At 68.5% G+C, this 10,550-nt stretch carries 12 protein-coding genes; 5 read left to right on the plus strand and 7 right to left on the minus strand.

All coding sequences use genetic code 11. From position 1 onward, the window contains the following. Window positions 1-51: 51 nt before the first annotated feature. The gene (locus B2P18_RS09790) at window positions 52-543 is read left to right on the plus strand and encodes a GNAT family N-acetyltransferase (protein ID WP_286958575.1); all 492 of its coding nucleotides are present in this window, start codon (window positions 52-54) and stop codon (window positions 541-543) included. Window positions 544-600: 57 nt separating this feature from the next. On the opposite strand, the gene B2P18_RS09795 is transcribed toward B2P18_RS09790, so the two are convergent. The 4 genes from B2P18_RS09795 to B2P18_RS09810 all read right to left on the minus strand — a co-directional run bounded on the left by B2P18_RS09795 (window position 601) and on the right by B2P18_RS09810 (window position 4,283). Beyond that, window positions 601-1,557 carry a hypothetical protein gene (locus B2P18_RS09795; RefSeq protein WP_286958576.1) on the minus strand — a complete coding sequence of 319 codons (957 nt, stop codon included), beginning with the start codon at window positions 1,555-1,557 and terminating at the stop codon, window positions 601-603. Window positions 1,558-1,684: 127 nt separating this feature from the next. Then, window positions 1,685-2,935 (minus strand): hypothetical protein, encoded by a 1,251-nt coding sequence (locus B2P18_RS09800; protein ID WP_286958578.1) that lies wholly within the window; start codon window positions 2,933-2,935, stop codon window positions 1,685-1,687. A 143-nt stretch (window positions 2,936-3,078) separates the two neighbouring features. Further along, complete coding sequence (locus tag B2P18_RS09805) at window positions 3,079-3,540, minus strand: phage tail protein (RefSeq protein ID WP_286958579.1); 462 nt, start codon at window positions 3,538-3,540, stop codon at window positions 3,079-3,081. 86 nt (window positions 3,541-3,626) lie between these two features. Then, window positions 3,627-4,283 (minus strand): FadR/GntR family transcriptional regulator, encoded by a 657-nt coding sequence (locus B2P18_RS09810; protein ID WP_286958590.1) that lies wholly within the window; start codon window positions 4,281-4,283, stop codon window positions 3,627-3,629. A 159-nt stretch (window positions 4,284-4,442) separates the two neighbouring features. On the opposite strand from B2P18_RS09810, the gene B2P18_RS09815 reads away from it, so the two are divergent. The 4 genes from B2P18_RS09815 (at window position 4,443) to B2P18_RS09830 (ending at window position 7,979) form a co-directional block, all read left to right on the plus strand. After that, window positions 4,443-5,324, plus strand: a complete 882-nt coding sequence (locus tag B2P18_RS09815; protein ID WP_286958580.1) for a fumarylacetoacetate hydrolase family protein — start codon at window positions 4,443-4,445, stop codon at window positions 5,322-5,324. A gap of 39 nt (window positions 5,325-5,363) precedes the next feature. Further along, window positions 5,364-6,125: an alpha/beta fold hydrolase gene (locus B2P18_RS09820; protein ID WP_286958581.1), complete on the plus strand. Its 762-nt coding sequence runs from the start codon at window positions 5,364-5,366 to the stop codon at window positions 6,123-6,125. Window positions 6,126-6,198: 73 nt separating this feature from the next. Beyond that, on the plus strand, window positions 6,199-7,509 hold the full coding sequence (locus B2P18_RS09825; protein ID WP_286958582.1) for a metal-dependent hydrolase family protein: 1,311 nt from the start codon (window positions 6,199-6,201) through the stop codon (window positions 7,507-7,509). A 59-nt stretch (window positions 7,510-7,568) separates the two neighbouring features. Beyond that, entirely contained in the window at window positions 7,569-7,979 is a 411-nt protein-coding gene (locus B2P18_RS09830) for a hypothetical protein (protein ID WP_286958583.1), read from the plus strand. 51 nt (window positions 7,980-8,030) lie between these two features. Here B2P18_RS09830 and B2P18_RS09835 read toward each other — a convergent pair whose 3' ends face one another. The 3 genes from B2P18_RS09835 to B2P18_RS09845 all read right to left on the minus strand — a co-directional run bounded on the left by B2P18_RS09835 (window position 8,031) and on the right by B2P18_RS09845 (window position 10,478). After that, a complete protein-coding gene (locus B2P18_RS09835) occupies window positions 8,031-8,456 on the minus strand; it encodes a PPOX class F420-dependent oxidoreductase (RefSeq protein WP_286958584.1) in 426 nt (141 codons plus the stop codon). 517 nt (window positions 8,457-8,973) lie between these two features. After that, complete coding sequence (locus B2P18_RS09840) at window positions 8,974-10,053, minus strand: alpha/beta fold hydrolase (protein WP_286958586.1); 1,080 nt, start codon at window positions 10,051-10,053, stop codon at window positions 8,974-8,976. A gap of 107 nt (window positions 10,054-10,160) precedes the next feature. Continuing rightward, entirely contained in the window at window positions 10,161-10,478 is a 318-nt protein-coding gene (locus B2P18_RS09845; protein ID WP_286958588.1) for a M20/M25/M40 family metallo-hydrolase, read from the minus strand. Window positions 10,479-10,550: the final 72 nt, after the last annotated feature.

Raw genomic sequence — 10,550 nt, forward strand, 5'->3', positions numbered from 1 at the left:
CCGGCGGGGATCGGGGTTGCGGACCTCGCGGGGTGCCGATCAACTGGCCGTATGACGCCCGCCCTGTCCCTGCGGCCGCTGCGCGTCGCGGACGCCGACGCCATGGTCGAGGTCCTCGCGGACCCGTCGCTCCATCTGTTCACGGGCGGCGAGCCGCCCACCCGCGAGGAGCTGGCCGCCCGCTATGCCCGGCAGGTCGTAGGACGCTCGGCGGACGGCTCCGAGCAGTGGCTCAACTGGATCGTGCTGGCAGGCCCCGACCAACGGCCGGTGGGCTACGTGCAGGCGACGGTGCCGGTCGACGGCGACACCGCCGAGATCTCCTGGGTGATCGGGACGCCCTGGCAAGGCCGCGGCCACGCCACCGGCGCCGCCCGCCTCATGGTCAAGGAGCTGGCACGGCGCGGCGTGCACCACCTCGTCGCCCACATCCACCCCGACCACGAGGCATCTTCACGTGTCGCCACACACCTCGGTCTCGTTCCCACGGACGTGATGATCGACGGCGAGATCCGGTGGACGGGTTCAGCCGGCCCGGCCTGACAACGTGGGTCGCGTCAATCATCGGGCGCGCAGGACCCAGGCCACCTGTGGCCAGTGCTATCCCACGTCGTCGTCAGGCTGGGTCGCGACGGCGACGATCTCTCTGACCTGCGCTGTCACTGACTCGATCAGCTCGACCCCAGCCAGACCTTCAGGCACGGTCAGAGGGAGCCACAGAGATCCGTCATCTTGCCGAGCATTACGCCCAGCGACGCTGCTCAGGATCCGAGCGCGGATGAGGTGGAACAGATCCGTTTGTTGGTGGAACAAGACCCAGAGGGGTGTACCACCCACGGCGGCAAGCCTCGGAACGACGGCCACAGCGTAGTAGCTATCGCGGCCCGGCCAGACACAGACATATCTCCCCCAGAATGCGCCCATGTCCCGCGCGGGCAAGAGACGCGAGCTGGGATCCGTCAAGCCCCTGGTGACCTCCCTCACCAACTGTTGCAGGTCGCCCTCGCGCTCGCGCCAACCCACGAGATCGGGACCAGAGAAGGGGGCGATGAAATTACCGGACAGGGTGGCGCACATGGCACGTAGCTGGGCCACGTCAGCGGCTATCGACTGCGGTCCCCAGGGCACTGTCGAAGCAGCGTCGTCCCAGACATCGAGCCACTCGTCCCAGGTCACCACCGCATGGCCCACGTCCCTGTCGACGAGACCGCCCTTCCACAGGTCGAGGCTGGCGGCGAGCACACGCTCCGCCTCGGCGCGTCTCTGTCGCGGAACCAGAAGGACGATGGCGCCAGGGGAGCTCCCAAGCCGGGCGTCTTGGTTGCGCAGATAGGCCACGATCTGCTCGGTGCCGAGACCCGCTCCGAACTTCATCTCGACGACTACCCGGGGAACGGCTTCGCCCTCGACCACCTGCATCCCCTCGAGATCCGGGCGAGCACGATCCAGATGCACAACCTCCGGCACGAACCACTCGACGCCAGTGAGATCGACCTGGGTTCGTCGCCCCAGGTACTCGACCATCGCCTGTCGCAGGAGGGGATCGTCGAGCAGCATCCACACGGCCTGGGTCGCTGCGGGTTCTCCCATCTGGGTGAACCATCCCAGTCCGGCGAGGCGGCCGAGCAGGGGCCGACGGGCCCCACCGTCTAGCGGTTTGTGCGCCGCCGAGGGTGCCCGCTGCTCAGGACTTGTCATCGGCATCCTTGTCGGCGTCGCGCCGGCGGGGTGCGCGCTCGACAACCGCGCGCGAGACCCGGCCGCCGATCAGCCGCGCTCGAGTGAACGCCTCGTCACCGCGGCGCCAGGCGGCATCGACGCCTGCCGCACCTGACTCGAGTGCCCGGTCACGTACCTGCGATGCAGCGTCGCTCCATCGCCTGGCCTCAAGGGATTGCCTGTCCCCCTGGACGCCGAGCAGCTCGTGAAAGTCGTTGACCGTGGCGGCGACCGCATTGCTCGACCGAACCACGGCACCTGAGGCCGCCGGGTGCAGGAGGACCTTGCTGTTGGCCAGGTCTGCGGCCATGTCCATGCGTGCGATCAGTCGCTCGGTGCTCTGGGCGATGAGCGTGCGCCGGTCTTCACGTGCTGCGTGAATGCCGACTCGGTGTGCCTCCAGGTCGTCCGGGGCTGCTGCGAGCACTCGATCCAGCTCGAGGACGGAGATCGCGTCATGCAGCTGGAAGCACCGGGCCAGCACGGCGAGCCACTCGCGCACGGCCGACTCGGCGTCGCGCGCCGTCTTGGCCAGGTCGCCAACGGCCTTCTTGCGCTCCAGCCTTTCAGCGATCCCATCCAGCTGGCGCAAGGCGTAAGCCTGGGTCTCGGCGATCGTGCCCGGCACGGCCTGCACCTTGGACCACGTGACCTCGTTGACGCGACCACCGTGCTCGCGGATCGTCATTGCTTCCTGGATCACGAGGCCGGCGCCGATCATGCGCGCCACAACCGCGTCCGTCTGCCTGCGCAGGATGTCATCGACCTTTTCGTCGATCGTCGCGAGGTAGTCAGTGATCTCGTCCATGGTCTGCTGCATCGCCAGCTGGGCCATGATGCCGGCGGCACCCGCCAGCACAGCCGGGTTGGCCAGCAGTGCTCCGGGGCCCGTCGTGAACTCCAAGATCTGCTTGATCTTGCCCTCTTGTGTGAGCACGGCTCGACTTACGCCAGCGCTAGAGCCCTGCATGGCCTCGAAGGTGTGCAGCGCCTTGGCGGAGTCTGGCGTCAGCTTCACCCAACGCCCGGAATTGGCGGCGATGACGGAGGTCATCTGACTGGCAGCTCCCCCGGTTGCGAGGGCGCTCGTGAGCCGCGGCAGCCCGAGGTCCCTGGACTCCAGACCTTCCGCGGCCAAGAAGCGCTCGATGGCAGCCTCATCTCCGATGACTGCCACGCCATCGCCGTCGCTCACCAGGTCGATCTCGTGATCCATGTGCTCCCCCGTCCGCTGCAAGCGTGTCCCACCTTCGCTGACCGTAGCCGCGATGGCGAGGGAGAGGACGGTCTTTGGGCGCACCCAACCCTGACATTCGTCAGGAATCCCGTAGCCGCGTTACCACGACTCTAGGGAGGAGGTCAGTACCCACCCTTGATCACGAAGTAGGACCCGCGGATGACGCCGGCGAGCTTCGACTTCTGCCGAGCGAACTTGAAGGACGACAGCTCCTCCGGGACGTCCATCCCCTCCGACAGCTTGAAGCCCACCGCGCGCTTCCCGCCCGGCTCGACGGTCCAGAGCACGTTGACCCCGAGCCCGGACTCGTAGAAGACATGCACCCAGTGGATCCCGTCGACGTCGCAGACGGTCACCTGCAGCGGGCGCGAGGCGATGACGATGCCGCGCTCATCCTCGAGGATGCCGGCAACCCACGCGACGGTGTCGGGGGCGTCGGCGGCCTCGCTGACCGTGAACTCGTGCCCGTACTTCGTGTGGAAGTAGCGCGCCTCGTTCGCCCTCAGCCCGGCGAGCGCATCGCTGACCGCGGAGGACTCCAGGCCCTGGGCGGACACGTTCGTGAAATCGACGCGTTGACTCACGCAGGCTCCTCGAGTCAGGGTGGATGCTTCCAGTGTGCCGGTGGAAGTCCCGACGGGGCCCTGAACGCATCACCGCGCGACCGCGGTCAGGCGTTGCCGATCAGGTTGTCCGTGACGGACTTCAGGTGAGCGCGCATCGCGCGCTCGGCCCCAGCAGGGTCACGGTCGTTGAGGGCCTCGAGGATGCTGACGTGCTGCTGGTGATAGCAGCGTCGTCGCTCCGGTGTGGAGGTGCGCCGTTTGAGGCTTCCCCACACGGGGAGCGCGCGACCAGCGTTGATGACGTCGAACATGGCCAGGACCAGATCGTTGTGCGTCGCCTCGCCGATCGCCCGATGAAACTTGCTGTCCCACGTCTCGAAGCTGTCGAAGTCCTCCGACCTGCCTCCCTGATCGGCGAAGCTGGCGATGCGGGACAGATCCGCCTGGGTCGCCGCATGCGCCGCAAGGACGGCGACGGAGGGCTCGAGGACCATGCGCGCCTGCATGATGTCCGCCGGACTGGCGTCCCTGGCCACCCCCTCCGCCACGTAGCCCTCCCGCAAGAAGGTCCCCCGGCCCACCTCGCGCACCACCATCCCCTCCTGCTCGAGGCGGGACAGCGCACGGCGGACAGCACTTCGCGGCAGCTGCAGCGTCGCAACGAGCTCACGCTCCGTCGGCAGCTTGGAACCAGGCGCCAGCTCACCACAGGAGATCCCGTCCTCGACGAGGGCACGCAACGCGCGATCCGGGCTGAGCATGCCCAAGTCTAACCCGATGAACCAATTCAGACCAATAGGCCAGCACGGTCGCGACGCTGTCCGCAGGAATCTAGGGGTAGACGGCAGGGGACGAGCCGTCCTACTCTGGAGATGGTTTATATTGGTCGTAATGGTCTCGATTGGAGCAGCATGAAGTTCATGACCTTCACCCACGGGGACTCGGTCCGTCGAGTCGGTCTGGTCACGGGGGAGGGCGACACCGCCGTCGTCCATGACCTCACCGACACGCTGCCGGGGGGAGCCGATCTCGTCGACCTCATCGAGCGCTGGTCGACGCTGGCCCCGCAGCTCGCCCAGCCGGCAGACCTGCCCTCGACAGCCGTCTCGTCGGTCCGGGTTCTCGCACCCATCCCGGTGCCCCGGCGAAACATCTTCTGCGTCGGCAAGAACTACCGGGAGCACGTGGTCGAGTTCGGACGATCTGGCTACGACTCCCCCGACCGTTCCGAGGCCATCCCCGAATTTCCGGTGGTGTTCTCCAAGGCTCCCAGCTCGGTCACCGGACCCTACGACGACATCGACCCCCACCCCGGGGTCACCTCAGAGCTGGACTACGAGGCCGAGCTGGGCGTCATCATCGGCGTGGGCGGACGCGGCATCTCGCGGGAGCAAGCAGCCGAGCACGTGTGGGGTTACACGATCATCGACGACTTCACCGCCCGCGACCTGCAGCGCAAGCACAAGCAGTGGTTGATCGGGAAGTCCCTTGACACCCACTGCCCCATGGGCCCGCTGGCGGTGACCGCAGACGAGATCCCGGACCCGACCACCCTCCGCGTGGAGAGCTTCGTCAATGGTGAGATGCGGCAGTCCGCCACCGTGGCTGACCTCATCTTCGACATCCCCACCCTCATCGAGACGATCTCGGCCGGCATCACCCTGCAACCGGGAGACATCATCGCCACCGGCACGCCGGCCGGGGTCGGGATCGGTTTCGAGCCACCGAAGTTCATGACCAGCGGCGACGTCGTCGAGGTCTCCATCACCGGGCTTGGCTCCCAGCGCAACAGCGTGGCCTGAGCCCTCAGACATGCCCCAACCCGAAGGAGCTGGAACACAATGAACATCAACGGACACGAACTGGCTGTCGAGATCAGCGGCAGCGGACCGGCCGTTCTCATGGTCCATGGTCTGGGTGGCACCTCGAACTTCTACCAGGTGCAGGCCGACGCGCTGCAGGACAACCACACGGTCATCCGTGTCGACAGCGCCGGCGCCGGTCGGTCAGAGCTCGCGGCCGACATCAGCATCGAATCCCACGCCGACGACCTTGCAGCCGTGCTCGGGGAGCTCGACTGCGGGCCGGCTGACGTGGTCGGCCACTCCATGGGCACCCTGGTCGTGCGATCCTTCGCGTCCCGTCACCCAGACCTCGTCCGCAAGGTGGTCCTCCTCGGCGCCGTCGACGTGCCTGCCCAGGCCGCTCGACAGGCACAGCGGGATCGCGCAGCCTTGCTGCGCGACCAGGGCACGGCGGCCGTCGCGCCGGGCGTCGTGGCCAACGCCCTGTCCGCGCAGACGCGCGAGTCCAAGCCCGAGGTAGCCGCCTTCGTACGCGAGCTGATCATGCGCCAAGACCCTGAGGGCTATGCCCGCAACTGTGAGGCGCTCGCCAATGCGACCGAGCCTGGCGCCCTGCCTGCTGACCTCCCCCTGCTCCTCATCACCGGTGACGAGGACAAGGTGGGACCGCCGGCGGCCAGCCAGCGCCTCGCCGAGGCTCGCGACAACGCCTCGGTGGTCATCCTCCCGGGCGTGGGTCACTGGACGGCCCTGGAGGCAGCTACCGAGGTCACCGAGCAGCTCGTCGCTCATCTCTGAGTCAAGTGGAGAGATCTCCCCACACGTCTTGCCCTACCACCATCCCGACCTGCACGCTCAACGAGGAGCAGTCATGAGTACGACCAGCAACGCCGTCCACTTCCGGGACGTCAACATCATCGATTCCACTGGTGCACAGCCATACCGGGGCGACGTCCTGGTGACGGACGGACGGATCCGTCAGGTCGGGCACGTCGACGCGACCCCTGAGGGCGCACGCACCGTCAACGGACGCGGCCGCACGCTGATGTCCGGGCTGTGCGACGCCCACACGCACTTCACGTGGAACAACAGTGCAGACCTGGACGGTCTCGGAACGCTCCCGGTGGAGGAGCACCTCCTGTTCGCCCTCGAGTCTGCGCGGACCTATCTCGACTCGGGCTACACCATGTGCTTGGGCGCCGCGTCCGCCAAGGACCGTCTGGACGTCGTCTGCCGCGACGCCATCGCTGCCGGTCGATTCCCCGGCCCGAGATATCTCGCCAACGGACCTGAGATCGCCGTCACCGGAGGTGCTCTGGTCAAGGGCATCACCAAGTTCGCCGATGGCCCCGAAGGCATGCGCCGAGTTGTGCGAGAGCTGGTCGACATCGGCGTGGACCAGATCAAGCTCTCGATGACCGGGGAGGAGATCACGGGGTCCAAGCACGCCGAGGACACCTACTTCTCCGACGAGGAGGTCGCCGCAGCCGTCACCGAGGCGCACCGTCGTGGGCGCCGGGTATGCGCCCACGCACGTTCCGCCGAGAGCGTCAAGATGTGCCTGCGGCACAAGGTCGACATCATCTATCACGCCAGTTACACGGACGCCGAGGGCCTCGACCTGCTCGAGGCCAACCGCGACTGGGTGTTCGTGGCGCCGGGACTGAACTGGCTCGTTGCGACCCTCTACGAGGCGGAGGCCTTCGGCTTCCCCCAGGAGGCAGCCGAGGCCGTCGGTTACAGGCGAGAGCTGGATGCGGCCATCTCGGGACTGAAGGAGATGCACCGCCGGGGCGTCAAGATACTGCCTGGTGGAGACTACGGATTCGCCTGGACCCCGCACGGCACCTATGCCAGGGACCTGCAGCACTTCGTCGAGCTGCTCGACTTCACGCCGATGGAGGCGATCATCTCGGCGACGGCGTGGGGCGGCGAGATCATGCTGCAGCCCGATGAGCTGGGCAAGGTGCAACCGGGCTATCTCGCCGACCTGATCGTCGTGGATGGTGACCCCCTCGAGGACATCACCATTCTCCAGGACCCCTCCAAGATGGACTTCGTCATGAAGGACGGCCGCTTCCACAAGGAACCTGAGGACGAAGCATTCCGTCCATCCGCACCAAGCGACGCCGCCGACATCATCCACGACGCCGCAGCCGAGACGGTCCTGCAGCGACCGTGACGGGTGGGGCGGGCGGCCGCGACGTACGGCTGGCCCGCCCCACCTTCGCACCCACCATCATGACGATTCTTATCTGCGGGACCTGTCCCCGCTACGACCGGCCCAACCGAGGCTCCTTCGGCCCCCGCATGCAGGCCGCCCTGATGGCCCAGAACGGGCCCGAGCAGGTGGACGGAAGGCCGCTCCGCGCCCGGTTCGTCCAGTGCCTCGGTGGTTGCCCCAACCACGGGGTCGTGGCCATCGATGCCCCGTTCAAGACGCGAATCCGCCTCAGCGGGCTCGACCCGGGTGATGCCCTGCTGACCGGGACGATCCTTCGGGCGGCCCTGGCCCACGAGCAGAGCCACGACGGGGATCCTGACGAGCTGGCGATCGCGCAGGCCCTGCGTCCTCACATCAGTGCGGTCACGACGAAGCGGCCCGCGTCACCCATGCCCACGACCACTGCAGCACCGCAGTGCACGCAGTGAGCGACGCCTGAGCGCGGGCCCCGACACCACGTCCCGCGAGGCGCCCGCGCGTCACGGCGCCATGCCATAGACGCGGTCCACCACGATGCGCAGCACGAGGCGCCGCTGCTCGATCATCGCCGCGCGGTACTCCTCCCAGTCCGGGTGCTCGCCGCTCAGCTGGCGGTAGAGCTCGACCAGCTCGTCCGCCGCCGCATCGTGCGGATCGATCGCCACCTCGCCCACCCGGGCGGTGCCCTCGGCGACGACATACTCCCACTGGCTGTTGCCGGCCACGAGGTAGCTGGCTCGCGGGTCCCGCCGCAGGTTGCGGGTCTTGGCGCGGTCGTCGGTGACCGAGACGGACAGCGTGCGCGTGGCCGGGTCGTAGTGATGCCTCACGACCGACATCTGCGGCCGGCCGTCGCGCTTGATCGTGGTCAGGACCCCGGTGCGGTCCGGGAGCTCCAGGATGCGGTGGAGGGACTCGTCGCTCATGCCTGCAGCGTATGGCGCTCTGCCGCCTCCCGCCCCCGGTCCCGATCCTGTCAGCGGCGGTATGGCGCCGCAGCCGCGACCTGGCCGCGCTGGGGCTCGGCTCCGTTCTGGTCTTCGCCGTCCCTCACGCCGCCTACCACCTCGTGCATGGCTCGGGGGCCCGGCTCGACGCCGGGCTGGGTGCGAGCGTCGGCTCCTACGGGCGCAAGCAGGGTTCGACGGACCCGCGCCTGGCCTACAACCGTTCCAGTGCGCCCCCGGGCTGCTCTGGCTCGCCGAGGCCCTCGGTGAGGACCCCGACACGGTGCGACGGGCGATCGCCGCAGTCGAGGCAGGTCCTGCCCCGGGGGGCCAGCCAGTGTCGCGCCGTCCGCGAGGTCATCCCCGGGTCTCATCCCCCACACGCCCATCCCCCCGGGTCGTCGGCGGGAGGGCCGACGACCCCTGCCCCTCCCTCGACCGTGGGTGAAAGCCGGTGGTCCTCGGCGATCTCACCCACGGTCGCGATGAGGCGGGGTCAGACGGGGGTGTCGAGGAGCTCGCGCAGGTGCGCGTCCAGCTCGTCGAGGTAGGACTGCTCGAAGCCGAAGAGCCCGTAGTGGCCGGCGATGCTGTGCAGCATCCGCACCTCGGCGCCCGGCGTCATCGCGGCCTCGGGCTCGCAGTCGCGCGGCGGGAAGAACATGTCCTGCTCGATCGGCATGACGAAGACCTTGGCAGTGACGCGCGCGAGGGCGGCCGCGAGGTCGCCGCCGGCGTTGCGGGCGACGTCGCCGCGCTGCCACTTCCAGGCCATCGTCAGCAGCGCGTTCGGGTCCATCATCGTGAAGAGGGCCCGCACGAAGTTCTGCTGGAACTCCTCGTAGGTCGAGAACTCCAGGCCCTCGGCGATCGGCGGGATGCCCCTCCAGAACTCCGTCTTCCAGAAGTCTGTCGTCAGCCCCATCGTCGCCCAGATGTCGGCGTGCCGGGTCAGGCCGTCGCGCACATCCTCGTGCGAGGCGTACTCGCCGCCCTCCCAGCCGGGGTCGGAGGTGATGGCGTCCATGAGCGTCTTCGTGAAGAGCGTGTCGTGCGGCGTGTTCTGCGCCGTCCCGGCGATCGGCGCGGCCCGCAGCACCTTGTCGGGGTAGCGGACGGCCCACTCCCACGTCTGCTGGGCGCCCATCGAGCCGCCGACGACGAGCGCGAACCGCTCGACACCGTAGTGCTCGCGCATCAGCTGCTCCTGTGCACGGACGTCGTCGCCGATGCGGACCTGCGGGAAGCGCGACATGGCGATGGACGGGTCATCGGTCGTGTGGGGCGAGGTCGAGAGGCCGTTGCCGATCTGGTTGACGACGGCGATGAACCACTTCGTCGGGTCGAGCGCGCGACCCTCGCCGATGTACACCTGCCACCACGTCGCGTGCGTCCCGGAGAACCACGTCGGCACGAGGATCGCGTTGTCCCTCGTCTCGTTGAGCTCGCCGAAGGTCGCGACGGCCAGCTGGAGGTCGGGGATGACGCCGCCCTCCTCGAGCTCGAAGCGGCCGATCGACCGCAGCTCGTAAGGCCCCTGGATCTCGGGCGTGTAGAACGGGTTCTCCAGGGGCATGGCGGGTCCTCTCGTCGCGACGCTGCTGACCGGCCTGATGGTAGGCGGTGCGCGCCCCCGGCGGAACCCCGCCCGGGATCCGGACGGTCTCAGCGCGGTCCAGGGGGTCAGGGGGCGGGGGTGGTGAGCCGGCGGACGGCGAGGACGCAGAGCGCACGCGTGACCTTGACGAGCTCGCCGAGGTCGACCGACTCCCGCGGCGAGTGCGCGAGCCGGACGTCGCCAGGGCCGTACTGGAGCGTCGGCACCCCGGCCGCGGCGTAGAGGCGCAGGTCCGAGCCGTAGGGCGCGCCGCCCGCCACGGGTCGCACCGCCCCGACGGCCTCGGCGCCGTCCGCCACCTCGTCGGCCAGCGGATGGCCGCCGGCAACCGCCCGGACGCGAACGCCCCGCCGGGCCACGTGATGACGGGAGGATGCTCCCACAGGCGAATCCGCGCATGCCGAGTACCCGAACCGCCCGCCCCCTAGTCTCTTAACCTCGATCCACCGATGGGC

Origin of the sequence: Arsenicicoccus sp. UBA2120, assembly GCF_002330965.1 — a bacterium.
GTDB classification, from domain to species: Bacteria; Actinomycetota; Actinomycetes; order Actinomycetales; family Dermatophilaceae; genus Arsenicicoccus; species Arsenicicoccus bolidensis.